This is a genomic window from Paenibacillus sp. W4I10 (genome assembly GCF_030816325.1).
GTDB classification, from domain to species: Bacteria; Bacillota; Bacilli; order Paenibacillales; family Paenibacillaceae; genus Paenibacillus; species Paenibacillus amylolyticus_B.
On sequence record NZ_JAUSXX010000001.1, the window covers coordinates 6,097,851 to 6,124,691 of the forward strand.

Annotated in this window: 24 protein-coding genes and 1 riboswitch; of the genes, 13 read left to right on the forward strand and 11 right to left on the reverse strand. The window is 45.6% G+C overall.

All coding sequences use genetic code 11. The features are described 5' to 3' along the window. Positions 1-209: 209 nt before the first annotated feature. Complete coding sequence (locus tag QF049_RS27265) at positions 210-860, reverse strand: nitroreductase family protein (RefSeq protein ID WP_307541953.1); 651 nt, start codon at positions 858-860, stop codon at positions 210-212. Between the two features lie 128 nt (positions 861-988). Here QF049_RS27265 and QF049_RS27270 point away from each other — a divergent pair, with 128 nt between their 5' ends. Then, the gene (locus tag QF049_RS27270) at positions 989-1,354 is read left to right on the forward strand and encodes a MerR family transcriptional regulator (protein WP_307541955.1); all 366 of its coding nucleotides are present in this window, start codon (positions 989-991) and stop codon (positions 1,352-1,354) included. A 43-nt stretch (positions 1,355-1,397) separates the two neighbouring features. Here QF049_RS27270 and QF049_RS27275 read toward each other — a convergent pair whose 3' ends face one another. Both QF049_RS27275 and QF049_RS27280 read right to left on the reverse strand, forming a co-directional pair. Continuing rightward, entirely contained in the window at positions 1,398-2,072 is a 675-nt protein-coding gene (locus QF049_RS27275) for a VOC family protein (RefSeq protein ID WP_307541957.1), read from the reverse strand. A 21-nt stretch (positions 2,073-2,093) separates the two neighbouring features. Further along, positions 2,094-2,975, reverse strand: coding sequence for a LysR family transcriptional regulator (locus QF049_RS27280; RefSeq protein ID WP_083684888.1), 882 nt, complete (start codon positions 2,973-2,975; stop codon positions 2,094-2,096). A gap of 169 nt (positions 2,976-3,144) precedes the next feature. On the opposite strand from QF049_RS27280, the gene QF049_RS27285 reads away from it, so the two are divergent. Continuing rightward, a complete protein-coding gene (locus tag QF049_RS27285; protein WP_307541959.1) occupies positions 3,145-4,326 on the forward strand; it encodes an MFS transporter in 1,182 nt (393 codons plus the stop codon). A gap of 38 nt (positions 4,327-4,364) precedes the next feature. Here QF049_RS27285 and QF049_RS27290 read toward each other — a convergent pair whose 3' ends face one another. Then, positions 4,365-5,333 (reverse strand): helix-turn-helix transcriptional regulator, encoded by a 969-nt coding sequence (locus QF049_RS27290; RefSeq protein ID WP_307541961.1) that lies wholly within the window; start codon positions 5,331-5,333, stop codon positions 4,365-4,367. A gap of 87 nt (positions 5,334-5,420) precedes the next feature. Between QF049_RS27290 and QF049_RS27295 the strand changes: the two genes are divergently transcribed. The 7 genes from QF049_RS27295 to mmuM all read left to right on the forward strand — a co-directional run bounded on the left by QF049_RS27295 (position 5,421) and on the right by mmuM (position 14,196). Further along, on the forward strand, positions 5,421-5,864 hold the full coding sequence (locus QF049_RS27295; RefSeq protein ID WP_076253518.1) for a VOC family protein: 444 nt from the start codon (positions 5,421-5,423) through the stop codon (positions 5,862-5,864). 505 nt (positions 5,865-6,369) lie between these two features. Beyond that, positions 6,370-7,275 carry a methyl-accepting chemotaxis protein gene (locus QF049_RS27300; protein WP_307541964.1) on the forward strand — a complete coding sequence of 302 codons (906 nt, stop codon included), beginning with the start codon at positions 6,370-6,372 and terminating at the stop codon, positions 7,273-7,275. Between the two features lie 150 nt (positions 7,276-7,425). Beyond that, on the forward strand, positions 7,426-9,141 hold the full coding sequence (locus tag QF049_RS27305) for a spore germination protein (RefSeq protein WP_307541966.1): 1,716 nt from the start codon (positions 7,426-7,428) through the stop codon (positions 9,139-9,141). Between the two features lie 30 nt (positions 9,142-9,171). Continuing rightward, positions 9,172-10,272 carry a GerAB/ArcD/ProY family transporter gene (locus tag QF049_RS27310; protein WP_307541968.1) on the forward strand — a complete coding sequence of 367 codons (1,101 nt, stop codon included), beginning with the start codon at positions 9,172-9,174 and terminating at the stop codon, positions 10,270-10,272. Next, positions 10,269-11,471, forward strand: coding sequence for a Ger(x)C family spore germination protein (locus tag QF049_RS27315; protein ID WP_307541970.1), 1,203 nt, complete (start codon positions 10,269-10,271; stop codon positions 11,469-11,471). The genes QF049_RS27310 and QF049_RS27315 overlap by 4 nt, the downstream gene beginning before the upstream one ends. Positions 11,472-11,544: 73 nt before the next feature. Continuing rightward, a riboswitch (SAM riboswitch) is annotated at positions 11,545-11,646 on the forward strand. A gap of 92 nt (positions 11,647-11,738) precedes the next feature. Next, a complete protein-coding gene (mmuP, locus tag QF049_RS27320) occupies positions 11,739-13,151 on the forward strand; it encodes an S-methylmethionine permease (RefSeq protein WP_307541972.1) in 1,413 nt (470 codons plus the stop codon). After that, positions 13,129-14,196, forward strand: a complete 1,068-nt coding sequence (gene mmuM, locus QF049_RS27325; protein WP_307541974.1) for a homocysteine S-methyltransferase — start codon at positions 13,129-13,131, stop codon at positions 14,194-14,196. The genes mmuP and mmuM overlap by 23 nt, the downstream gene beginning before the upstream one ends. An 83-nt stretch (positions 14,197-14,279) precedes the next feature. Here the strand turns inward: mmuM and QF049_RS27330 are convergent, their stop codons facing one another. The 5 genes from QF049_RS27330 to QF049_RS27350 all read right to left on the reverse strand — a co-directional run bounded on the left by QF049_RS27330 (position 14,280) and on the right by QF049_RS27350 (position 20,821). Continuing rightward, positions 14,280-16,682, reverse strand: a complete 2,403-nt coding sequence (locus QF049_RS27330) for an ABC transporter permease (protein WP_307541976.1) — start codon at positions 16,680-16,682, stop codon at positions 14,280-14,282. Between the two features lie 2 nt (positions 16,683-16,684). Beyond that, a complete protein-coding gene (locus QF049_RS27335; protein ID WP_307541978.1) occupies positions 16,685-17,443 on the reverse strand; it encodes an ABC transporter ATP-binding protein in 759 nt (252 codons plus the stop codon). 147 nt (positions 17,444-17,590) lie between these two features. Next, a complete protein-coding gene (locus QF049_RS27340) occupies positions 17,591-19,033 on the reverse strand; it encodes a sensor histidine kinase (protein WP_307541980.1) in 1,443 nt (480 codons plus the stop codon). A 20-nt stretch (positions 19,034-19,053) separates the two neighbouring features. Beyond that, positions 19,054-19,755, reverse strand: coding sequence for a response regulator transcription factor (locus tag QF049_RS27345; RefSeq protein WP_036668131.1), 702 nt, complete (start codon positions 19,753-19,755; stop codon positions 19,054-19,056). A gap of 235 nt (positions 19,756-19,990) precedes the next feature. Continuing rightward, positions 19,991-20,821 carry a helix-turn-helix domain-containing protein gene (locus QF049_RS27350; RefSeq protein WP_076253526.1) on the reverse strand — a complete coding sequence of 277 codons (831 nt, stop codon included), beginning with the start codon at positions 20,819-20,821 and terminating at the stop codon, positions 19,991-19,993. Between the two features lie 410 nt (positions 20,822-21,231). On the opposite strand from QF049_RS27350, the gene QF049_RS27355 reads away from it, so the two are divergent. After that, on the forward strand, positions 21,232-22,008 hold the full coding sequence (locus tag QF049_RS27355; RefSeq protein ID WP_253503427.1) for a sugar phosphate isomerase/epimerase family protein: 777 nt from the start codon (positions 21,232-21,234) through the stop codon (positions 22,006-22,008). Between the two features lie 55 nt (positions 22,009-22,063). Next, complete coding sequence (locus tag QF049_RS27360) at positions 22,064-23,083, forward strand: Gfo/Idh/MocA family protein (RefSeq protein WP_124118195.1); 1,020 nt, start codon at positions 22,064-22,066, stop codon at positions 23,081-23,083. A gap of 269 nt (positions 23,084-23,352) precedes the next feature. Here the strand turns inward: QF049_RS27360 and QF049_RS27365 are convergent, their stop codons facing one another. Then, a complete protein-coding gene (locus QF049_RS27365) occupies positions 23,353-24,300 on the reverse strand; it encodes an aldo/keto reductase (RefSeq protein WP_307541984.1) in 948 nt (315 codons plus the stop codon). A gap of 20 nt (positions 24,301-24,320) precedes the next feature. Continuing rightward, positions 24,321-25,325, reverse strand: coding sequence for a Gfo/Idh/MocA family protein (locus QF049_RS27370; protein ID WP_307541987.1), 1,005 nt, complete (start codon positions 25,323-25,325; stop codon positions 24,321-24,323). 118 nt (positions 25,326-25,443) lie between these two features. Here QF049_RS27370 and QF049_RS27375 point away from each other — a divergent pair, with 118 nt between their 5' ends. Further along, on the forward strand, positions 25,444-26,283 hold the full coding sequence (locus QF049_RS27375) for an AraC family transcriptional regulator (protein ID WP_017692154.1): 840 nt from the start codon (positions 25,444-25,446) through the stop codon (positions 26,281-26,283). A 106-nt stretch (positions 26,284-26,389) separates the two neighbouring features. Continuing rightward, the gene (locus QF049_RS27380; RefSeq protein ID WP_017692155.1) at positions 26,390-26,797 is read left to right on the forward strand and encodes an RrF2 family transcriptional regulator; all 408 of its coding nucleotides are present in this window, start codon (positions 26,390-26,392) and stop codon (positions 26,795-26,797) included. The last annotated feature ends 44 nt before the right edge of the window (positions 26,798-26,841 follow it).

Below are 26,841 nucleotides of genomic sequence, written 5' to 3' on the forward strand. Positions count from 1 at the left end.
ATTATAATGAAAGCCTTTAACTGATATAGGATGAGTACTCTGGTATTATGGGATGCACAGTGATTTTCATCTATTTTTCAGACTTAGTATTTACTTATAGTTGTTATATTCACTTAACTATTTAATACAAGAGATATTACTTCATTATGTCTCTAATACTCAAGAATAGCATCATCCATAGTCATTTTATTCTTGAGAGTAGCTGTTGATTATGCCCAAGTTGTAATCGTTTCAACCGGGAGACGATAGGAAGGATAGCCATCTTTGGCTGCTTTACCTATGGAGATCAACATCACGGGCTGGAACCGTTCTTTATCCAGGCCGAACGCTTCGGCGATCTGACCTTTGTCATAACCAGCCATAGGGTTCGTATCATAGCCATGAGCACGGGCAACGAGCATGAGTTGCATGGATATGAGGCCTGAATCAATGAGGTTCATATCACGCAGTTCGGATGGATTTATGTTCGCATAAAAAGGTTGTACCTGCTGCATCTGCGTATCCATGATGTCTTGTGGCATGTATCCAAGTTCCACTGATTTTCTGAAGATCTCTTCCATGTATTCAACGTTGTTAGCATCGTAAAATACGGCAATGACAGCGGAAGACGTTAGTGCCTGTGTCTGGTTAAAAGAGGCCAGTGGTGCAAGTTTCTCTTTGCCTTCAGCACTGTCGATAACAAGAAAACGCCAAGGTTGCATGTTAATGGCCGAAGGGGCACGTGAAGCTTTCGCCAGTATTTCGGTCATCTCCTCGCGACTGATTTTCACTTCAGGGTCGTAGACTTTAACGGAATGGCGCTCCAAGACGATGGTATCAAAATCATTTGTTTTGTTGAATTGGCCGGTAATTGTATTCATATCGATTTCTCTCCTCATATCTATATTGGTGAGAGTGGGTATAGGTTATATCTCCATCTGTCTCACTATGAGGATTGTAAACTATAAAGTATACTTTATAGCAAGAAGAAGAAACGGGGGAAATCCATATGAAGATTAGTGAAGTAGCGAACCATGTAAACCTTCCGATATCCACGATTCGTTACTACGAGAAAATAGGTATTATCCCGGATGAACATATGCTGAGAGATCATAATAACTATCGAATATATGCGCAGAGCATTATTCAGCATCTGGAAGTGGTCAAACAATGTTTAGCTGTTGGTTTTACGATCCATGAGATCCAATCTATGATCTCTAAACATGGGTTTTCAAGTGATGATCAAGCAAGCATTATCCAAGCGAAAATATCAGAAATTGAAGAAACACAAAATAAATTAGAGAATTCCAAACAAAATCTGTACGAAATTCTTAAATCGGATATCACGTGTGAGGATGGTTTTGGTAAGTATTAAGCCGGAAGTCCCTCTTGAGGTTTTCATTCAGTACGTTCTTACATCATATCGATTCAATCGAGTACATATCGTCCTGTAAATGAAGATTACCGGGCTGCCCAGTTTCCACCTTCACCTCCGTAGCAAATACACCGGGCATACGCCCGTCTGGGAACCAGGGCTTCTGTTTATCAATGACAATAAACATGCCTTCTGCATCACCCGTGGGGGAGAATTGTTTTCCGTCTCCGGCAAATGGTTCAAGTCGATAATGCCCATTCAATATGTTCATCATCTCAGGAACATCATCGACGGGCAGACCGATTTCACTAATGCATAACAGATGCTTCGCTTCGAAAGCTTCATCAACTGCATTATCGAGTGAATGGTGAGCGATAAATTCCATTAAGTTGCCGCTTGGATCATAGAAATAGAAGGCTGTTGCATCCCAGTAGGGGAAATAAAATTCATCTTGTCCATCTTTGGAGAGCAATGAAATGTTACGGTCTTGAGCCCACCTTTTCGCATCAGCAAGTTTATTCGTTGGAATCGTAAATGCTACATGATAGTAGGGTTTCTCTTGTTCTGGCGCCTTCTTGAAAGATAGGACCGAGTTCCCCGCACGGAATGTAACACATGTTGCATTATCCTCCACAAGATCCAGTTCCAGTAGTGTACCGTAAAACTCTTTTATGGCCTCGACCTGATGTGTCAACAAACCAACTTCTCTTACTTTCATTTCAAAATCCTCCTTTTAATCTCACCTTTGATTGAAATACTCGATTGTTTTCTCAATAAATGCCTTGGCCGATTGCGTTAGGTAACGGTCGGACCGATGGATGATCTCAAAGTGCCGGTATGGCGGATCATCTGTAATTCGGATGCAACGTAGCGTAGGCTCATTCATGGCTTTGATCAGAGGATAAGGCAGCAGTGTTCCTCCGACGTTGGCTTTGACCAGGCTAATGATGGAGGTTGCAGAACTGGTCTCCATGATGGTATTTAAGGTGAATCCATATTTACGGCAATAGCCATCGACCAATTCTCTGCCCGTAAATCCTTCGGGGAACATCACCGTTTGGATATCACGTAGCTCTTGAATTTCAATTGTGCTTCGTTCAGCCCAATCATGATTCTCGGAAACGACGAGTACATATTCTTCACTGCACAAAGGAATGCGCACAAGCCGCCTATCAGGGGCAGACGTGATCTCGATGCCGATGTCGACTTCATTTTCCAACACTTGATTTACGACATAGATCGAAGAGATAACCTTCAATTGCACCTTGGGAAATCGGGCATGAAAATCAACGAGCAGCGGAGTGATACGGTAATCCAAATCGGATGGAAGAACACCAATAACCAATCGTCCCCGCTGATCATTCCGAAATTCAGCCAACGCATCTTGGGTATTTTGTAAATGCCGGATCATCTGTACACAGTGCTCCAGAAACAGAGTGCCTGCCTGGGTCATCACAATTTTTTTGCCGACACGGTCAAACAAAGGAACACCAAGTTCATCCTCCAATCCACGTATCTGTTGACTCAACGTAGGTTGAGATATGCCAAGTTTCTCAGCTGCCCGCGTAAAATGAAGCTCCTCGCACACTGTAATAAAGTTTTCCATTTGACGAATCTCCATGAGTTCACCTCTAATCATTGGTTTTAGTAATCATTTTAATAGAAATAATAGTATTGTTCAATCATTCTAATGATCCTATACTTAATTCGTGCACCACCCGAAGATCTTGTCATTAACAAATGGGATCTTTGGTGAAGGCAACGATACTACTACCATGAGGTGATCCATAATGAAATTTTTTTATATTGTATTGGCGCTTATTCTGGCTTCACTGAACTTAAGACCACCGATTACTTCCATTTCACCTCTGATGAGTACCATACAGAATGATCTGGGTTTGAGCGGCATGACCGCCAGTCTGTTAACTACACTACCGGTATTATGTATGGGCATATTCGCTCCATTCTCTGTAAGACTAAGTAGAAGGTGGGGGAACGAAGGTGCCATTGTGCTGGCTTTAATCCTTATTGGGATAGGTACGGGATTACGATTGTTCGTAGGCGCAACTCCGTTGATGATGTTCACTTCTTTTCTGTCAGGTGTAGGGATTGCATTGGCAGGGCCGCTGTTGTCCAGCTTCATTAAACAGTATTTCCCGAACCGAGTGGCAGCCATGGTCGGCATCTACTCTACAGCAATGGTGATGGGGGCCAGCATTAGTGTGGGATTATCGGTTCCGCTTCAGCATACGTTGGGGGGATCTTGGAGAGGTTCTTTGGCTACATGGGCATTACTCGCTGCCATTGCATTGCCGATCTGGTTAAAATTAGCTTGGTCTGCGCGTACAGAGCGACAATCCGGACAAACCTCGGCTGTCATTCATGCACCACTTCCGGTGAAGAACAGGCGTGCATGGGTGCTGACACTGTTCTTCGGACTGATGGCCGCGATCTTCTATTCATTAACCGCCTGGCTTGCGCCAGCCATTCAAAGCCATGGATATAGCCAAGAGACTGCTGGCAACATCCAAACGTTATTTACATTGATATCACTGCCCTCAACGTTATTCATTCCCATGCTTGTACACCGGTACCAAAGACGTGTCTTCTGGCTTGTTGGATGTGCGATGTTGGAGTTAACAGGTGTCCTGATGCTGAATCTCTCTGTCAGTCCGTGGCTCGCGGCAATTCCGCTCGGTATTGGTGCAGGCGGACTGTTCCCGATTGCACTCATGTTGCCAATTGATGAGACAAACAATGCTCAGGAAGCTAGCAGCTGGTCGGCGATGACTCAATCTGGTGGCTACATTCTGGGAGCACTTGGGCCGCTGGCGATTGGTTGGCTCCGCGATCTAACAGGCAGCTTCGTGCAAGCATTTTATGGCTTGGCTATCATCATCGTGTTGCAGATTATCGTTCAATTGGCTATTGGCAATAAAAAAAGGTTAAAAGTTAGCCAGGAGCAGAGCTAAAAGGCATGTGAAGTAAACTGGATATAGAAATATGATCTTTATACATGATCCAACAAGTCCAGATAGTACTGCCTTAATGCTTTCTTTAAGATGACGGGCTCTATAATCTTAATCGATTTACCATAGCCCGCAAGATATCTCACTATGAAATCAAGCTCGTGAGGTTCATACGAACCGACAAGATACATGTATCCCATCTTCTCGATGATCTGCATAGATGGGAAATGTTCTTGCTGGAATAGCTCCATCCCGGCTTCATCAATCAGGCATTTGAATGGAATTGCTTGTTCCGATGGTTTCCATAGAGACTGGGCATCCTGTGAATAGAGTTCCTTTACATGAGTTAAAGGTTCAATCTCCGTTGTTTCGGCTGAAGTGATACGGTCGCAGCGGAATACACGATACGCTTGTTTATGCAGATCATAGGCCTGGCAATACCAATAGCCTTTCCTGGCATAGAGCGCGATGGGTTGAATAGTGCGGATATTGGTGTTTGCAGAAGATTGCCTTTGATCAGAGGATCTACGTTGATTAGCGTACGTAATCTGAATCACTATATTCTGTACAGCAGCCATCAACAGAAATTCCAAATGTGCACTATCGCGGATCTGCTCCGTATGTCGGAAGGAAACCCGGTGTTGGATGTTCTCAATATCCTGTCGTTGCTTGTCGGATAACGCGCTCATAAATTTCTCATGAATGGTACGGAAAGAGACTTGAAAGGGTAAGCTGGAGAAGCTGCGGAGAGCCTGCATCGCAAAATAAAGGGCATGAAGCTCACCCGTATTAAACGAAATGGGAGGCAGCTGCATCTGTTGCAGCAGTCGATATCCGCCGTAGCGTCCATATTCGACATAGATGGGCGCACCTAACTCTTCCAATGAGGCGATATCTCTTAAAGCGGTTCGTTTGGAAATCTGGAACTCCTGCATGAGATCTTGCAGGGTGAACTGTTGCTTTTGATTAATGAAGCGCAGCATCTGGTTCATACGTTCTGATTTTTTCATATCAAACCCTCTTAATGGTGCCATGGATTGGCACCTTTCGTTGTTATAGTGATAAGTGTAATCCAATAGGAACAAGGAGGCAATGTAATGAATTTTGAAGTGATACCATTTTTGTCGATGAACGGGGATGCGGCGGCAGCCATTGCTTTTTATGAGGAGTTTCTGGGCGCCAAGGTGATATTCAAGAAAAGTTATAAAGAGATGAAGGAGATGAACCCGGGTTTTGAGTACCCTGCCGGTCAAGATGAGTATATTACACATTCGGTGCTGGAGATTGGGGTTAACAAAGTCATGATTGCGGAAGAAGCAATGGACACGGAGAGAGCATGGCAGCTGGGGAACAGCACTTCACTATGTATTCAATCCAAGGATAAAGATACAATCGATCAACTGTATCATTCTCTGATGCAACATGAGGGTGTGAAGGTACTGGTACCGTATGAACAAAATGAATTCAGCCCAGGTTATGGCATTGTACGGGACCCATTTGGCATTGCGATTCAGCTATGTGTAACTGTGCATGATTTTTAAAATGAGTTCAGGCCCCCGGTTAAGCACTCGGTATGTAAAACTGTAACTAACTTAAAAACATCAAAGAAAGAAGAGCCATGGATATCATGCGCTCTTCTTTTATCGGTTTCTATACAAGGTCGTTTGCACAACCATCAGGATAAGTGAGACAGCTCGATGGTTATATTGGACCTCTTTTCGTGTAAATCAGATGGGTACGGATGTCGCTGTGTACAGGCAAGTTCAACGGATAAAGGAAGGAACAACTATATATTTTGACTGAACAGGATTGCAATAAAGTGCAGGGATACTACTACAGCAAGCCATTTGTCAGCGGATGAGGTGGAGCAGATTTTCTTTGAAAAAATAAATGACAACAGATGATCCAAAATGCTGCAAATTGGGTATCAATAGTAGAGCCATCTAGAACCTGATGATTACATATGTTGTTATGATCGTTTTTTGCTAGTTAAAGGCTGTCTATTATGGAATGAACTGTGGGGGTTATCAAGTGTCTATATTAGATATGGAAAAGAAAGATGTTGTCACCGATGCAATGGTCATCAAGGCGATGGAGAAAAGTCTTGCTATCATTCGATTTGATCTGGATCGCCGGGTAACCTACGTGAATGAAGTCTTTGCCCAGACGATGGGATATACGGTAGATGAGATGTACGGCATGAAGCATCAGCAACTTTGCTTCGGTCATTTTGCGAATACCCCGGACTATGATGCTTTTTGGAATAGCATATTTAATGGTGTCAGCTTCCAGGACAAGGTTGAACGCAAGGATGCAAAGGGGAATTCCGTATGGCTTGAGGCGACATATATGCCGGTGTACGATGAGACGAATCAGAAGATACTGGGTGTCTCCAAAATCGCCACCAACATTACCAACCGTCAGAACAACATTTCGGTCGTAGTGAATGAGCTGAAAACGATGTCTCATCAACTAAATGGGCAGGCAGATGTAGGTATTAAACGCAGTCAGGAATTGATGTCCAGTATCTCCTATATCTCAGAGGTGTCGGCTACTAACCGTGCAACGTTGACTCATTTGCAGGAACAAGCCGGATCGATTCAGGGCGTGGTACGAACGATACGCGAGATTTCGTCTCAGACGCAACTGCTCGCGTTGAATGCTGCCATTGAGGCTGCACATGCAGGAGAATTTGGACGAGGATTCGATATCGTGGCCAAGGAAGTTAAGAAACTATCCGCAATGGTGGAGAGTTCGATTAATGAGATTCGTGATAGCGTTACCGGAATAACAAAGGAGATTGGTAATATCACAGGCGGTACCAAAAAAGTAGAAGAATATGTGGAGCAGAGCCAGAAGCAGATTGAGATCGCTCTGAATGATTTTACAGCAATTGCTGCTTCAGCTCACTTGTTGGATGCCAAAGCGGAGCATGTGACCAGAATCGTATAATTATAGAGCAAATAGTGGTTCCTAATACAGGAACCGCTTTTTTTTTGCTGTTCTTTACACAAAAAAACGGGAATTATTGTGATCAAACGGGGACACAATACTTGGGAATACCTGCAGCTTTGTCATGCAGAGAAATGTTGGGGTGGGAACATGTGGTCAACAATTGTATCCTACGTGCCGGATTGGTCCATATGGATCCAGGCATTCTTGGTCTTCATCATTCCAATTGGTATTACCTTGAGCACGCGCTGGATCAATGCTGCCATTAAGCGCGGAAGCTTCTCTCGTTCGAAGCAATCGTCCGTATCCTCGAAGGATATCTCGCCAGCAGCCAAAGGGCAGGGTGAAGGGACCGAAACAGGCCAATATGCCAATATTAAATTAACCGGCAAGTACAATACGGATCTGACCAGTGTAAGAGAAAGCTTTGGTCAAAATGCTGACGTGCATATTCGGGAATTTACGATTAGGGGAACGAATACACGGGCAGCCGTCATATATACCGAAGGCCTGGTAGATCAAGATTTAATCGATGATCACCTGATTACACCATTAATGTTGGAGGGTGTTCCAGAGCTTAAGCGGGAGGGTTTCCTCCATCCGGATAATGCACATTTACTGTCGGCCTACCTGCAAGATCAGCTACTACCTGTCAGTCTGATTGAGGAGACCCAGTCCCTTCAAAAGGTCTCAGTTGGCGTGCTTTTTGGCAAGAATGCACTGTTGGTCGATGGATTGCCGGGAGCTCTATTAATTGGAGCTCATAAGATCAAAACACGTGGTGTAAATGAACCGTTGTCAGAGGGATTGCTCCGTGGACCTCGTATTGGTTTTACAGAGCAATTAAGCGATAATACAGGCATTTTGCGTCGTTATGGAAGTGATCAGAGCCTGTTTATTAAGAAGTATGAAGTGGGTTCACGGATCAAAAAAGATTTGGCGATAGCCTATATTCAGGATATTGCCGATCCAAATCTCGTGGCTGAAGTATGCAAGCGAATTGAAGAGATGGATATGGATTCGATGTTGGAATCAGGTTATGTGGAACAACTCATCGAAGATAATACGCTGAGTCCTTTTCAGCAGGTACTGAATACAGAAAGACCTGACCGGGTAATGGGTGCCCTTCTGGAAGGCCGAGTGGCTATTTTATTGGATGGGACGCCATTTGTCTTAATTGTGCCAGTGACTTTTAGCATGTTGCTCCAATCTCCCGAGGATTACTATGAACGCTGGATTCCTGGAACATTCCTGCGAATGCTGCGCTTTATGGCTGCCATGCTGGCACTGCTGGCACCTGCGCTATATATTTCGTTTATCTCTTTTCATCCGGGACTTATCCCAACCAAGCTGGTACTTACGATTATTGAAACACGGACGGGAGTGCCGTTTCCTTCAATCATCGAAGTACTGATCATGGAACTGTCGATCGAGATATTGAGGGAGGCTGGCATTCGTTTACCTAAGCCAATTGCACCCTCGCTGGGTATTGTTGGAGGTCTGATTATCGGCCAGGCGGCCGTACAGGCAGGAATTATAAGCCAATTCCTGGTCATCGTTGTTGCGGTTACCGCCATATCCTCCTTTACAATACCCGTCTATAGTGCAGGCATAACACTGCGAATTCTGCGATTTGCTGCCATGTTTAGCGCGGCTGTGCTCGGATTGTTCGGCGTGGTTATGTTCTTTCTCCTCATATGTACCCATCTCGCGAGACTCTCGAGCTTTGGCGTGTCTTATGTTGCACCGGCTGTACCTTATCATTTTGGGGAATGGAAGGATTTTATTATCCGTGCTCCGCTAAATATGATGAGGAAGCGTCCCGAGATGTCTAGTCCAATAGATAAAGACCGAAAAAATAAATGAAATAAATCACGAGGTATGAGGTGAGATGAAGTGAACGGTTCCGAAGGAAATATTAGTACAAGGCAGGCCGTCGTAGTTATTGTTAATTACATGCTTGGCGCTGGGATCCTAACACTCCCTCGAACGACGAGTAAAGCTGTCGGAACGCCGGATGTCTGGATCTCCATCATTCTGTCTGGACTGATTATCACGGGTGTCGGAATTATTCTGGTTACCCTGTGTCGCAGATTTCCGGAGAAAACAGTGTTCCAGTTCACTCGTGAGATTACGGGGAGCTGGATTGCTTACATATTGGGATTCGCCATGATTATATATTTTATGGTGATTGCCGCATTCGAAATTAGGGTCATGGCTGATGTGACAGGAATGTACTTGCTCGAGCGCACACCAAAATGGGCTATCGTGATGGTGTTTATGTGGATTGGGATATATTTGATCTCTGGCGGACTTGCTGTCATTGTGCGCGTATTTGAGATCATTTTGCCGATTACACTGATTATATTTGTGATTGAAATTTTGCTTAGTAATCAGTTATTTGAGATTGGCAATCTGAGACCGGTACTCGGAGAGGGTATCATGCCAGTCCTCAAAGGGTTGAAACCTTCGCTGCTGTCTTACACGGGGTACGAAGTCATGTTTGTCATGACTGCTTATATGAAAAACCCCAAAAAGAGCAATGTTGCCATGAGCTGGGGCATCATCATATCGACTTTGATTTATCTGATTACCGTTGTGATGGTTGTAGGCAGTCTGTCACTTGACGGAATCAAAACACGTACTTGGCCCACGCTGGATCTCGTAAGAAGCTTCGAGATTCAAGGTTTGATCTTTGAACGGTTCGAATCCCTGCTATTGGTCATCTGGATTATGCAGATCTTCTCGAGTTTCACGATCACACACTATTGCGCTTCGGTGGGTATTCGGGATTTATTTCGTGCGAAGAAGATCAAGGTCATTATGTACGCCCTTCTGCCGTTGATATATCTAACGGCATTGATGCCGAAAACTGTGGACGAAACCTTCAAACTTGGTGATATGTTGGGCAACTCATCCGTGCTTTTATTTGCCACTTTACCTCTGTTGCTGCTGATAATAAGTCTGATACGCAAAAAGGGAGGCAAACATGCATGATTCGTTTTTTTATGCTTTTACGTGTAGCCCTTGCTTTGTCCATCCTTCTGGTAATATCCGGATGCTGGAGCAGTAGGGAGATCGAGGAACTAAGTGTCTATGTTGGTCTCGGGATCGATATCGCTAAAGAAACAGAATTTGAGAAGGACATCGCTGCTCAGGGAGGAACGTATCCAAAGAAAAATTATTTAACGGCTACGGTGCAGATTGCCCCGGGCAGTTCCAACAGTAAACAGAGCGGACAATCTGGTTCACCTGCTTCTGGAAAGACTTCCTACTCCAATGAACAGCTTACTGGAGATTCCTTGCTGCAAATCTTTCGTCAGTTTGCACTAAGGCGAGATCGTCCACTTATCGGACATCATCTGAAGGTTATCGTTGTCTCCAAGGATATTGCCAAAAAGTATAGTCTGGTCCAGCTACTGGACTTTGTACTTCGGGATAACGATATTCGTCCAAATTGTCTGGTACTGATAAGTCATCATCGTGCCTTGGATGTCCTGACTTCAGATGATCCCTCCCGGATTCCAGCATTTTATCTAACAGGTATTACCGGTAATTCGTACTTGTCCAACAAAATCCTGGACCCTGTTTTACTCTCCAAATTAGATGCCCAAATGCAATCTGGTTCCAGTTTCTTGCTCCAGAATGTACTGTACTCCAATGGAGAGGGCAAGTTCTCAGGTGGCAGCATATTCGATGGGAAAACAACTAAGTTTATTGGAGAACTGAGTCAAACGGATCTGGAAGGTTTATCGTGGATCAAGCCTAAAGAAAAAGGAGGCGTCTTGAAGACTTACAACAAAGCGGGATTCACCGTTGTATACGAAATGAAGAAGAAGAAAACAACAATAATTCCCAAGGTGGTTGGTAATGACATTTCATTCCATGTAAAGGTCGATTCCGAAGGCTGGTTGATGGAAGATTGGATTTCTCCCGAAAGAGAGGAAAAAGGGGATTATCTTAGAGAACTAGAAAAAGAATTCTCAGATCTGGCCGAACAACAGATTCGCCAGGTGTTATACAAGCTGCAGCATACCTACAAAGTGGATGTTGCGGATTTTCGGGATAGCTTGCGTATCAAAGAACCCAAAACATGGAAAAAAGTTAAAGACGATTGGGATAAAATTTTTAGCACCGTGCCAATCACGTACGATGTGAAGATTACCATTACCAATCCGGGATCTTCCACCGAATAGCGATGTGTTTTATCATTTATGATTTAAATGTTGACACATTCATGATAGATCGCTATATTAGTAAAAAATCATTTTCTTATCCAGAGAGGTGGAGGGACTGGCCCTTAGAAACCTCAGCAACAGATCTGAAGGATACTGTGCTAATTCCAGCGGGTGAAAGCCTGATAGATAGGAGCGTTTGTTTTTATTTGTCAGTAACGGCGCACTCTTTAGGCAGAGTGGGTCTTTTTTGTTTTTTCTGGATGAAGAAGTAGGGGAGCAGCGGGTATGGAGAACAACAACGACAAAGGGCATTTTCAGCGGAAAATGCAGGCACGGCATGTGGTCATGCTCTCTCTCGGAGGAGTCATTGGAACGGGATTATTCCTCAGCTCAGGTTACACCATTCAGCAGGCGGGACCACTGGGAACCATTCTGTCCTATCTGATCGGAGCTATCGTTGTATATCTGGTGATGCTCTGTCTTGGTGAACTGTCTGTTCATATGCCAGAGACGGGAGCATTTCATAGTTATGCAGCCAAATATATCGGACCGGCAACAGGCTACACGGTGGCTTGGTTATACTGGTTAACCTGGACTGTTGCGCTTGGCTCCGAATTCACAGCCGCCGGACTGCTGATGCAGCGCTGGTTCCCATCGGTGAACGTATGGATATGGAGTGCGCTCTTTGCACTGATGATCTTTCTGTTTAATGCATTAACGGTGAAATTATTTGCGGAATCCGAGTTCTGGTTCTCATCTGTAAAAGTAGTGACTATCGTAATCTTCATTATTATCGGTGGAGCAGCCATGTTTGGGTTCATTCCCATGGCGGATTCTGAACCGGCTCCATTTCTATCGAATATTACCGCATCCGGGTGGTTCCCTCATGGGGCTACAGCGATATTGATGACCATGCTTGCTGTAAACTTTGCCTTCTCAGGCACCGAGTTAATCGGTATTGCCGCCGGTGAGACGGAGAATCCGGAAAAGACGATACCGAAGGCTATTCATACGACACTGTGGCGCCTGGTTATTTTCTTCATCGGAACGATTATTATCTTGTCGGCCTTGCTGCCCATGTCGGATGCCAGTGTACTGGAAAGTCCGTTTGTAGCGGTAATGGAGCGGGTGGGTGTACCCTATGCAGCAGACATTATGAATTTTGTTATTCTGACGGCGATTCTCTCTGCTGCCAATTCAGGCCTATATGCATCTTCACGGATGCTCTGGTCTCTGGCTGATAAACGAACGATCTCACCGTGGTTTGCCAAATTGACCAAACACGGGGTGCCATTGAATGCACTTCTGATCAGTATGGTTGGTGGTGCGCTGGCCCTGCTGTCCAGTATCATTGCGCCAGGTACCGTGTATATAACACTGGTTTCCATTTCGGGTCTGGCTGTTGTTGCGGTATGGATGAGCATCAGCGCTTCCCAGTACATGTTCCGCAGACAATATATCCGAGAAGGCCATGCGGTCAAAGATCTGGTGTACCGCACACCACTGTATCCGGTGGTACCGATTATTTCATTTATATTATGCCTGGCTTCATGCATAGGTATTGCGTTTGATCCTACACAGCGAATTGCGCTGTATTGTGGGGTTCCATTTATCGCATTGTGTTACGCAGCTTATTATCTGACAGAACGTGTGAATAAGAAAAGAGGACAAGTACATGACGCAAGCACAACAGACTAACCCCATAGAAGAGATCCTGCGTGAACATCCGGTCATGATTCTGGATGGAGCGCTGGCAACGGAACTCGAACAGCATGGATGTGATCTCGATGATCCACTATGGTCTGCTCGTGTGTTGCTTGAGAATCCGGATGTTATTGTTCAGGTCCATGCAGATTATTTTCGAGCAGGAGCCGACTGTGCGATTACATCCAGTTATCAGGCGACGGTGGATGGCTTCCGCAAGAGAGGGATTGGTGAACAGGCAGCACTGGAGCTGATCCGCAGGACGGTGGAACTGGCTGCAAAGGCGAGAGATGATGTATGGGCAGAAGTGCAGGGTGGTTTAGTAGGGAGAGAAAGCTCGACAGGTCAGCTTGTAGAAGCTTCTTCGGTACGTGAAGAGACGGTGGAGAATGAGGGGCATATAACAGATCGTACAGGGGATGGCGAAGGAGACTGTCTTCGTCCACGTCCAATTATTGCCGGGTCCGTTGGTCCGTACGGCGCCTATCTGGCAGATGGTTCAGAGTATGTGGGTCATTACGGCGTGTCGGATGAGACGCTTGCCGCATTTCACCGTCCACGTATGTCGGCGCTGATTGATGCGGGTGCTGATATTCTGGCGTTTGAGACGATTCCTTCCTTGCAGGAAGCACAGGTGCTGGTTGATGTACTTAAGGAGTTTCCTCATGCGTATGCCTGGTTATCTTTTTCTTTAAAAGACGGGACAAGCATCAGCGAGGGCACATCGCTTGAGGTATGTGCACAGACGTTTGGCTCCGAGCCGCAGATTGCGGCGATTGGCCTGAACTGTGCTCCGATGGAAGTGGTGACGGAAGCAGTGGGTATTTTGAGCCGTACCAGTGATAAACCTGTTATTGTGTATCCGAACTCGGGAGAAGTATACGATGCAGCAACGAAGACGTGGAGTGGACAGGGTACCTGTGGCAGCATGCGTGATGCTTCGGAGCAGTGGGTTGCTGCGGGGGCGAAAATTATTGGCGGCTGCTGCCGAACTACGCCACATCAGATTGGCGAACTTGCGAAGAAGTGGCGGAAATAGTTCATATCAATAAAACAAGCCCTTCCACATCCTATAGAGGTATGGAAGGGCTTGTTTTATTGTGTTAAGGCATCCTTATTGCATTATTCGATAACCAGCATACGTGGCGATGCTTCCCGAATGATTCGCGAAGAGAACCATGAGCCAAGACTGGCTGCAATGATGCTTAGACAGGTGAACAGTACCATTCCACCCCAATGCAGGATCAGTGGAAGTTGTACGATACCATAACCGGAAAGGACCATTTCGAGTAGAAGAGGCAGCAGATATACGCCGACGAAAATACCCAGTATGGCTCCCATGGAGGACAGTATGAACATTCCCATGGTGAGCGACAACCGGATTTGGCGAGATGTCATTCCCAGTGATTTGTATATCCCGTACGTTCTGCTTTCTTTACGAATATTGATTCTACAGGTACTGAAAATAATGATGAACGTCACAATGACAAACAGTAATCCAATTAGACTCATCGGATAGATCAGGATATTAGCGGCTTCTGCGTAAACCGAATCAAGCAATGTCTTCTGAGTAACTACCGAAGCAAAATCTTTAAATTGCTCATTTAATTCCGAGGCAACCTTACCCGCTTGTGCCATATCGTTCACATTGATGAATATAACATCAAATTCACTATAACCGGGGTTCACACTTCTCATGGCATCAATGGTGATTCTGCCTGAAACAGACATGTTGGCGATCGCCTGATAGATGCCTGTAATGAGGAATGTACGCTTTTCTCCTTCAATATAGATATCGATAAGATCACCGAGATCTTTATTTGATGTTTTGGCTACACTTACACCAATGGCAATTTCATTCGCATGTTGTGGGTTAACCCCTTTTAACGTTTCGAATCCAAGTTCCTGATAACTCCCGTCCAGTACACTCAAGTTGAGACTGATGGGTTGGCCCTCTACTGCTGCCAAAGACTCCGGGCTAATTACACCCGTTGTGTTCCCTTGCCAGCCTACATTGCTGATCCTCGAATCCTGCGCTAACACGTGCTTTAGTTCAGCCTTGGGGAAGTTACTTTTGTTCACTACGACTGCTGCGATATTGGCATTGTCATACCCCCATTTAGCTGCGGTCTGTTCAATTCCGTTTATACTGGTCAGCAGAACATAACCCAGAACAAGTACGGAGGAAGCCATGGTAGTCAGCAGGATTGTTAGAACAGAGCTTTTGGTGTTTTTGAACACATGTCGGAATCCAAGCACGGCGGTCACAGGCAGACGTGTGAACCCGATCCAGTGCGCCAATGGCGAATTCATTTTGCCAGCCATCCGGCTGTGATCTGTCTCCGACATACCATAACGAATAGCCTGCACGGGCTGTATGCTGCGTGCCTTTTTGGCATATAACACAGTGAACAGAATCACTAGAGTAAATAGTAGTACGCCGGCCAGTATGGCCGCATCCAATCCTTGGATTGGAATGTTCTGATTCCCCACTCGAAGAGAGGATACAGAAATATTAATGATCCATTTGGATATCCACATACTGAGTGCAAGTCCTGGGATAATGGCTACGATGGATAACAATGCATATTGAATAACATAGGTGCCTATCGTTTTTCGGGAAGTCAGACCTAGTGATTTGAGGATTCCTATCGTTCTGTAATTGGCCAGGATGGCATCCGCAATCGTAAACCCGATGGTCATCAGGGCAATAGAGAGCATGACAACACCCATGAATATCATGATAAATCCAATAACCTGATTGATGATCAGATAGAAAGAGGCAATAGCCTCGAACTCCATTTTGGATTCCAGAAACGGAATACCTGTCTCACGATTGTATCGCTCCCAATACACCGAATTCATGCTGTAATCGTTAAAATGGATGCCCATCATACGATTCTCGTTGCCAGCAAGTGTAGCGAGATCATGTTGATAATCGGTAGGGTTCATCCAGACCCGTGCTGTATTGGAGAAGGGTGCCCCATATGGTACATCGATGACAATGCCCGATACATTCAATTCGAGTGTACTTGAGCCGGTTTTGAAGCCAATGGTATCACCTACGGAAATATGATAAGCATTTGCCATGGACGTTGGAATCCAGACGGAGCCTTGTTCGGGAACTGTGTCGGGCGCCCCGCTTGAGAAAATTAGTTCATCCACACCCCATGGCGGCGGAGGCGTATTAAACATGTACAGGTAGATGTTAGGGATGTGAGTTTCATTCAAAATGATGCCTGACAATGTACGATACGTTAGCAAAGGGGACACCTGAACTCCATCCTGAGAAGCCCACCAGTTGTGCACAGCGTCAGGGTCATTCAGTCCTTTTTCAAACGTCAGGATCTGATGAGATCCATGGGTTCGGGTATGCATTTCATAAAACTGATTGCCTGTGTTCGCCAGAATGACAATAGCTGTAGATACAAGAAGTGTCGAGAGTAGCAGGAGCAGCGCAATCAACGCATTTTGTATTTTGTTCCTACCCAGATACGACAAGCTAAGTTTAAACATGACCACCATCGTTATTCCTTCCCCGTAACCAAAGCGAAGATAATCGCTTCACGATCTTGAATTTGATGTTCGTCATAGGTATCGAATTCAAGGATTCCGCCAATCTTGCCGTCTTGAATATAGATCAGGCGATCTGCCCGACAGGCAGCCTTAATATCATGCGTAACCATAACTACCGACTGTCCTTTTCGATGGATATCTGTAAGGATATCGAGAACAGCTGTGCCATGTTCCATATTTAAGCTTCCGGTCGGTTCATCCGCAAAAATGATATCCGGCGAGTTGATCAAAGCCCGTGCAATCGCAGCTCGTTGCTGCTGTCCTCCGGAAGTTTGGGAGGGGAGACGGTTACGTTGTCCATCAATATCCATGGCATTCATCAGCTCAGCAACGCGGGATAGGATGTCCTTCTTTTTGTTTCCTGCAATATATCCCGGTAAAGCAATGTTTTCTTTGATGGAAAGGTCCGGGACCAGATTGATGCTCTGATAGATATAACCGATCCGGCGGGTGCGGAAGTTGGACATTTCCTGTTCACTGTAAGCGTCAATCCGCTGGTCACGAAAATAGACCTCACCTGCTGTGATCTGATCCAGTCCGCTTAGCAGGTATAGGAGGGTTGATTTGCCAGAGCCAGAGTTACCCATGATGACCGTGAATTCTCCTTCATAGATGTCGAGATCAACATTACGGATGGCATGATATTGTTCACTTCCGCTGTTGTACGTTTTGCACAGATTCTGTGCACGGATAATCACTTTTTTGGACAAGTCGAATCACTCCCAAGTGCAGTATAGGATTCATTCTAGAGGAGGGATGTTGAGGAAGCCTTATCAAATTATGAATAAAGTATTACAGCCACCTGGGTTAATTCGGAAATGGAAGGCTGCTCCGCACAATAGCTGTGGAGTGTGGGCTCAGCAGATCGGCAGATAGAACCGGAAGGTAGTACCTTGTCCTTCTTTACTAGTAAAGGAAATATGGCCTCCATGTGCTTCAATAATGCTTTGGCAGATGGAAAGGCCCAACCCTGTACCTTCCTGTACACGTTGTTCTGCATGGCTCGCCTGGCCTCTGAAGTAACGCTGGAAAACAAACGGCATGTCCTGTACACGTATTCCCTGACCCGAATCGGCGATGGTCACATTCAAATGCCCGGATTCCAGTTCCATATCTATACGTATCGTGTCTCCTGGAGCTGTATGCTTGAGGGCATTGGCGGCAAGATTGGAGATCACCTGTTCAATTCGAGTGGGGTCGATAGCGATTAACACATTGGGGATGTAGTTGGGTCCTTTATAGATAAGCCCCTTTGTTAGGACAACATGTTCGATAGGTTTCAACATCGTCTCCAGTATAGGCCCACTGTACATTTCACGGGTTTCCACCGAAATTTGCCCCAATTCCTGAAGTGCATGAACCAGCAGATCCTCCACAAGGCGTGCCGTTTTATCCGTATGGGTCCGCATGACTCCCATATATTCCATCAGCGTCTCCTGATCGTTGCATAGTCCTTCCTCAATAGCTTCTATGTATGCTTTTATCGTGGTAATTGGTGTTTTAATATCATGAGATATATTGGTGATGAGTTCTTTTTGTGCTTGTTCCTGCTGAATACGCTGCTCGCTCATATGTTTAATCTCCGTGCGCATTAGATCAAACATGGCATATACTTCGAGCAATTCATCGTTCCGGTTGTACTGGATTTTTTCTTCATAATTGCCTTTAAGCATGGATTCCGCATGTTGCTTCAATTGATGGATGGGAGAGAGCAGGTGTTTGTCCAGTTTTCGTTTCATCCAGAATAGAAATAAGCTCAGAACCAGTGACAGGAGCATGAGTGCGCTAAGCAATATAACCGCAAAAGTCATCGGTTGCTGAACCGTAACCATCGCTTGGGGGATGGAAAAGATGGCATTGCCGATCTGACTTCCCATCGGTCCGTCCATCACGGGAAACGCAATATCAAGCGTATCGTTACCGTCTGCGGCCTGCGTGGCATGATGCAGATCATAATGGAGAGCTGAACGCAGATTAACTTGCGTCCCTTTAGAGGTGGGGTCGGAGGACAGAATGACTTTTCCATCCAAGTTTAGATAGGTAAGTAGAACCCCGGTCTCTCTGGCGGTGGAACGTATGATTTCACGAATATTTTGTTCATTAAGATGCTGATGATTTTGCTCCAAAGCGAGTAAGATCGGATTGACCTTGAGTCGAACCTGATTCAGGGACAGATTGGATTCGCCTGAATTTCGATCTTGTAACAGCATCATCGACAGTGCAAGGATACTTAAAACGATAATAATGAGAAGCCCAAGTGTTGTTAACAACCAGCGTTTGGACCAGCTGTTCAATGACATGTGGGTGCCTCCAATCTCACTTACTCGTAATTGAATTTGTAACCGACACCCCATACCGTCTTCAGAACGGTCGGATGCGAGGCATCTGCCTCAATTTTTTCACGCAGTCTGCGAATGTATACCGTTACGGTATTTTCATCGCCGTAGGTTGCATATCCCCAGATGGCGTCGAGCAACTGGGCTTTGGAGAATACCTGATTCTTATGGCTTGCCAGATAATGAAGTAATTCGAATTCCTTGGCTGACAGAGAAACTTCCGATCCGTTCAATGTAACTTTATAGGCTTTTTTATCAATCACCAGGTTTCCAAGATGCAGTAGATCTGTTCTGTCTCCAACGGATGTCATGCTGTCATAACGCCTGAAGTGGGCATTAATCCGTGCTAACAGTTCGCTCAGCGAGAAGGGCTTGGTCATATAGTCGTCTGCTCCAAAGCCAAGTCCAAGTACCTTATCGGTATCACTGCCTCTGGCACTTAGAATAAGGATGGGGATATTGTTGCGCCTTCTGATCTCTCGACAGACCTCGATCCCGTCCATGTCCGGAAGCATAATGTCCAGAATAATGTAATCTGGTTGAATAAGCTCCATGATCTGAAGTCCATCTTGTCCAGTGGCTGCCACGGCGGCTTCATATTGATTTTTGGTTAAATAATCTCGCAGAATGCGCGAAATATCTGATTCATCCTCGATGATGAGGACTTTGCGCTGGTGGGTTAGCATATGTATCGCTCCATTATGATAGATGTGAATTTAATGGGTATGTATGAATGGGTAAGATGACAGTCTTTATAATTGTACAGTCTTGTTCTGTGGGAGTCACATGAAAAAATATTGAAGTGAATTTCATTCATATAAAAAACGTTCTGACTTCCAGTCGTACTGAGAGTTGGTCACAGTTCAATGTATCAAAATAACCCATGAACCTCTTAAGGTCATGGGTTTCTGATACTGAACATCATACATGCTCCAGATCATCGATAGGCTCATGCTGTCTGGATTTGAGATACTCCGCTGGAGACACACCGAAGTGCGCCCGGAATACCCGGTGGAAATAGGAGTAGCTCGCAAAACCACAGGATTCGGCAATATGTTCCAGTGTCATTTCACTGTATTTCATTCGTTCCAGCGCCGCATTCAGACGGATCTCAATCGCATATTGAATCATGGTCTGATTGTAGTGCTCCTTAAATAAACGGACGGCACGTGACAGGCTGAGGCCCGCATAACGAGCCGCTTCATCAAGCTTGAACGTAACCGTGGCATGCTCCTCAATAAAACGTTTTAACTTCAGCGCAGAGGAAACTGCCCGATCGGTCTGAATATTCTCTTTAATTGCCCGGTCGATATACAGACATAATCCGCGCAGTAACGCATCCTTTAGCTCCGCATTTTCCTCAAGAGGTCCACGACGTTTCTCAAGTAACATATTTCTCCACAGGCTGATGAGTTTATCATCAAGTCCAATTCGGCTCACGGTTGATCGATGCTGCCGTTTCCACCAGTTCTCGATCCAGCTGCCCTCGCAGAACAGATAATAGTCTCCACTAGACAAGCGTCCTTCCTTATGTGGTTCATCTACAACGAGATGATAGTCGTCACCAGGCTTTAAGAGCAGCAAGTCCCCGCTCGTCATCCTGAATTCTTCATCCTGTACATACACCTTGCACGAGCCTTCAGTCTGCAGACGGAACAGATAGGTTTGCAACTCGCCCTTCATATTATGTGTGAACGCCTTATAGTGGTATGAGTAGTCACAGATCAGTACAGATGTCTCTAACGTATCCAAATAAAATCCCCCAATATGTACATCCTTTTACATCATAAGTTTAACTTAACATTTACACGAAAACGGAGAGGACAGAAAGAACCTGAAGAAACGAAGTTAAAAGCTTTCTGAAAGAAAGCTGCATCGGAAGCATAAACTCGCCTTTATCTCCGGATTTTATCCTTTTGAAAAGGAAATCAAAAAAATCTGGGGATAACAGCGATCGGAAGGTTGTTCTGTCATCGGAGTGCCAGTGTAATATCTTCAGTTGAAATGGGCTACATTCAATTGATGCAAAATGATGGAAATAAAATTTGATCAGATAGTTCATGTTCTGACTATATTGTATATGTTCATTCTAGCCTGTTTTGCGTTAGGATGATACCAGATAGAGCAATGAAAGCAAATTTGAGAACAGAGGTGTATCCTACATGAAAAAACTTAATATTGGTTTGCAATTGTTTACACTCCGTGATGAAACTGCAGCAGATTTTCGTGGTACGTTGCGTAAGGTAGCGGCCCTTGGATATGAAGGTGTGGAGTTTGCCGGATATGGCGATATTCCAGCTGAGGAAATGAAAGCGCTACTAGATGAACTTGGACTGAAAGGATTCAGCAGCCACGTTTCACTACATGCGATGCGCGAAGACTTGCAAAAACAAATCGATTACCTGAAAACAATTGGTGCACAATATATCATTTGCCCTTACCTGATGCCAGAAGATCGTCCTGAGAATGCAGAAGGTTGGACCAAGCTATTCGCTGAGTTACAACAATATGGAGCTGAAGCAGCGAAACAAGGATTGATCTTCGGTTACCATAATCATGACTTTGAATTCCACGGCCAGGTTGGCGATACCAATGCCTTTGATGCCATGTTCGCTCAAACATCACCTGAAGCGGTAAAAGTGGAAATGGACGTATGTTGGGTACAATTTGCGGGACAAAATCCGATCGAGTATATTAATAAATATGCGGGTCGCTTGCCGCTGCTTCATCTGAAGGACTTCAGCAAAGACGAACAGGGCCAGATGAAAACACTGGAATTGGGACAAGGTTCGGTTGACCTGCCAGCTGTTATTGAAGGCGCTACGAATGCAGGCGTGGAATGGCTGATCGTGGAACAAGACGTATGTCAGAACCCTCCGCTTGAGAGCGTATCCAACAGCTACAACTGGTTGAAAGAAAACTACCTGAATCAATTCTAATGGACCATCGAACCATGAAAAATGCTAATCTATTTGTCAAAGGAGACTTATGTACATGAGTAAAATTAAAGTTGCTGTATTCGGCTGTGGAGCCATTGCCGAGCGCAGACATATTCCAGAGTACGCTGCCAATGAGAACGTAGAACTTGTCGCTTTTGCCGATCCGATTGTGGAGCGTGCGGAGAAGATGGCCGAGACTTACGGCGGTAAAGCGTATTCCAGTTACGAAGAATTGCTTGCAAACGAAACGGTGGATGCCGTTAGTGTGTGTACACCAAACTATCTGCATGCGCCAATGGCGATTGCTGCTGCAAATGCAGGCAAGCATGTGTTGGTTGAGAAACCAATGGCAGTATCCACTGAAGAAGGCGAGCAAATGATCGAAGCTGCCAAGAAAAATGGCGTGTATTTGATGGTTGGACACAACCAGCGTTTGATGCCTCCTCACGTAAAAGCAAAAGAAATTCTCGACTCCGGCAAACTCGGTAAAGTCCTTAATTTCCGTACATCATTTGGTCACCCGGGTCCGGAAGGCTGGAGTGTGGACGGAGCTGAAAGCTGGTTCTTCCGTAAAGAAGAAGCGATTATGGGCGCAATGGGCGACCTGGGCGTGCACAAATCCGACTTCATCCGTTATCTGCTGAATGATGAAGTATCTGAAGTGGCTGGTTTCATCAGCACACTGCACAAGGAAGGTACTAAAGTTGATGATAACGCAACTTGTTTGCTGCGTATGAAGAGCGGAGCGATCGGAACGCTAGTAGCAAGCTGGACACAATACAGAGCTGGAGACAACAGTACAGTTCTGTGGTGCGAGAATGGTGTTATGAAGATCGGAACAGTGGAAGGCGATGAAGTTATTGTTGAACTGACCAATGGTACAGTTGAGACGTACAAAGTTGGTGCCATGGCTACCAACGAGAAACAAGTGCCGAGTGGTGTAATTGACGCATTTGTAGAGTCGATTGTAACCCAAACACCTCCAGCGATTTCTGGAGAAGAGGGCTTGCGTTCCCTGCAAGTGATCTTGGCAGCATTCGAATCCGAGAAAACAGGTCAGATCGTTAAACTGTAATCCATACGAAGGATAGTGCAATTTCTAACATTCTATATGGCTTAATCTATGATATAAGGGACTTATCTTCAGAGAAGTGTTCTGGGGTAAGTCCTTCTTTATTTGTTCCCAGACAAGTGGGAGAAAGTGAACAGGGATACGGTAATTGTGCAATAGGGTTTACAATAGTGGATCGCTTTTACACAACAGAAAAGGCTGATATTTTTCGCTATCGCGTAATATCAGCCCCTTAGAGTCATTAAAATTAATGATAGAATGATTAACTTTCTTTAGATGCCAGCCGGTACATCACTGCCCAGATCCAGCCATGTTATTTCAGCAGGAGTCAGCGTGATGCGGGAACCTTCGTCACAGGACAGCAGCTCCGCCTGATTCTGGGCACCGATCAGGGCACAGGTTGGGAACGTTTGATTCAATACATAAGCGAGTGCAATCTGAATGGGTGATGTTTTCTTCGAATTAGCCAATTGTTCAGCCCGATGCAACCGTTCCCAGTTGTCATCACTGTAGAATACACGCACCAAATCTTCGTTATCCCGAACTTCAGGTGTGAATCTTCCAGTGAAGAAACCACGCGCTTGGGAGGACCAGGATAGCAATGGTAGTTTGGTTTGTTCATGCCATGCCAGCGTCTCTGCATCTGCTGACACACAGCCTTCCCAGAACGGTTCGTTTGCTTTGGCGAGACTGAGATTTGGACTACTGAAGGTGAAGCCTTTCAGGCCATTTGCCGCAGCGTACGCATTGGCTTCCTCGAGCCGCTGCCAAGTCCAGTTGGAGGCGCCAATTGCGCCGATTTTACCGGATTCAATATGTTCGTTCAGTGCTTCAAGAATGACACTGACAGGGGTATTGGGATCATCCCGGTGCAAGGCATACATCTCTACGTGATCTGTCTGAAGACGCTCCAGACTTTCCATCAAGTCACTGCGGATGGCATCAGCGTTCACACGTGGTCCATTCTGGTCATGATGCGCGCCTTTGGTGAGAATGACGATCTGGTCGCGGTTACCACGTTCCTTCATGTAACGACCAAGGACTTCTTCACTCTGTCCACCACAATAGATATGTGCTGTATCTACAGTGTTACCGCCAATCGACAGAAAAGCATCCATGTTCGTAGCTGCTTTATCGTAGGCATTATGCACGAAATAATCGGTTCCTTTAATCAATCTGGAGACACGTTTACCTGCACCAGCAATTTCGATATATTCCATAAGTCAGTTCATCCTCTCAATTATAGTGTAATTCGTGTACGTTCTTCCGCTGAACGAAGGCAAGCTTCCAGTACTTTCATATTAGCTACCGCATCGGAAGGGGCGAAGCGCAGATCCTTGCCCTGAAGTACAGCACGTGCCATATCATCTCCCTGTAGAGAGTAGTGGTTCACTTGCGGGACTTCAATCTCTCTGCGTTCACCACCAGCCGTTACATAGAAGTTGGAACTGCGGTCCTGTCCGCTGATAAATGCCGAAGGGACTTCAATAATCCCGTCGGATCCCAATACCTCCAGCGTGTTGCGGAATGCTGCCCACATGCTGCTGTCAAACGTTACGCCAACGTGATTGTCGAATTCCAGCAGTCCGGAAGCCATCATATCCACTTGATCATGCTGTGGGGAGAACATGCCAATAACGGTAACTGCACTTGGTTCCTGACCAAGTAGCAGACGTGCTACGCTGATGGAATAACATCCGATATCATACAGTGCACCTCCACCCCACTCCTTCCGAAAGCGGACATTGCCGGATGCATTGGAGTTATTAAATGAAAATGTGCTGTGCATACCACGGATCTCACCGATCTCACCGCTGGCGATGATATCCCTGATCTGCTCATAACGTGGATGATGACGGTACATGAATGCTTCCGCGAGATGCACACCTGCATCTGCACAAGCTTGAACCATCTCCTGAGCTTCCTGTTCTGTCAGAGCCAGTGGTTTTTCGCATAAAATATGTTTGCCTGCTTCAGCAGCCCGGATCGTCCATTCCCGATGCAGATGATTCGGCAGTGGGATATATACGGCATCAATGGAATCATCAGCGAGCAAAGCTTCATAACTGCCATAAGCCTTGTCGATCCCAAGTTGTTCGGCCGTCTGTTTGGCTTTATCTTCGTCTCGACTGGCAATCGCGATTACTTCATTCAACTCGGATTGCTGCAGGCCTGGAATGACGGATTCCACAGCAATGCTAGCGCTACCAAGAATGCCCCAACGCAATTTTTGAACTGAATTCATGTGTTGTATCCTCCTGTGTATGAATGTATATTGTGATTATAAAGAATAGACCAATGAATTAAAATGATAATATATTGAGGTTAGTTAACACAATATTGTTGATCAAGGAGAACCGGCTATGATGAGACAAACCGTATTGCTTACCCTGCAGGATATTCCATATTTTTGTTATCCCGAGTCCGTTGGACATTATATGGACCACGTCCAGCATTCCGTGTTGCGTGAGGCTGGCGCACTGAACAACTTTAATATTCACTACGTCGCTTCGGGCAAGGGATATGTGGAAGTGGACGGAGTGGTGCATGAGCTTCGCACAGGTCAGGCGTTTCTCTATTTCCCGCAGCAGCGGCAGCATTATTATAGTAGTGAAGATGATCCATGGGATGTACGATGGGTTCATTTTTACGGTGAACGTCTGCATGATTATATGATCGAGCGGGGGTTACACCGCAATCTATTGTGGACACTGCGGCAACGCAGCTCTTGGGAAGAGGCTCATCTGGCCTTGCTCACTGAAGCGGAACAGAACACAATGCTGCGTCCGGCTCAACTATCCACACTGACCTATGCCGTACTCGCCGAGTTCGTGCAGCATGCAGTACCTTTAAAGAGCACACGTACCACAAGTAAGGCGGAGAGTCGGGTTCTTGCACTTCTTCCACAGATGCAACAAGAGGCCTGTCAACCTTTCCTGTTACAGGATTGGGCGGATCTCGCAGGTGTGAGTTCGTATTACTTTTGCAAAATGTTCAAGAGTGCTGTAGAGATGACACCTATGGAGTTTATCACTCGTTCACGACTACAGATGGCGAAGCAATGGTTACTCGAACGGCCTACGGCCAACATTGGACAAATCGCGGAGGAAGCGGGGTATCCCAATGCCAGTTATTTTAATCGCCAGTTCATGGCCCATGAGGGGATGACACCTACGGATTACCGCGGATTGTATCACAATTAACCCGTATCCTCTCGATGTTGCCAGCGCTTGAAGTGTAGTGGTTTGACAGAGAGCTCAATCAAGTCTATTATGGATAAATTAAATCCGTGTATAATGAGGTGCCCTCATGAAATATTCAAAAGCAACAAATTATGCTTTGCATACCATGCTTCATCTTGTAAGTACTGCCCCCGAACAGCTGGTTAGTGTCCACCAACTTGCAGAATTGCAGAAGGTATCACCAACCTATCTGTCCAAAATATTGACGAAATTGGTTAAGGCGGGCATGATCGAATCGACTTCTGGCGCCAATGGTGGCTACCGGCTTAGTCGTAAAAATCCGGATCCTTCCTTCTTGGAGATCATTCATGCGATTGAAGGTCAGGCGTCCCTGTTCGAATGTTCCCAGAATCATAACGCAGGCTGCTTGATCCAGCAGGTGATGGTGCAGGCGGAAGAAGAGATGGAAAGTTTTTTGAACAATAAAAAAATGTCAGAACTGGCTTCCCAGATGAAGGGTGCACATTCCCTGTAACTTGCACTAGAAGTGATCTTTCCCCAACCTCGCGAGAGGTAAGG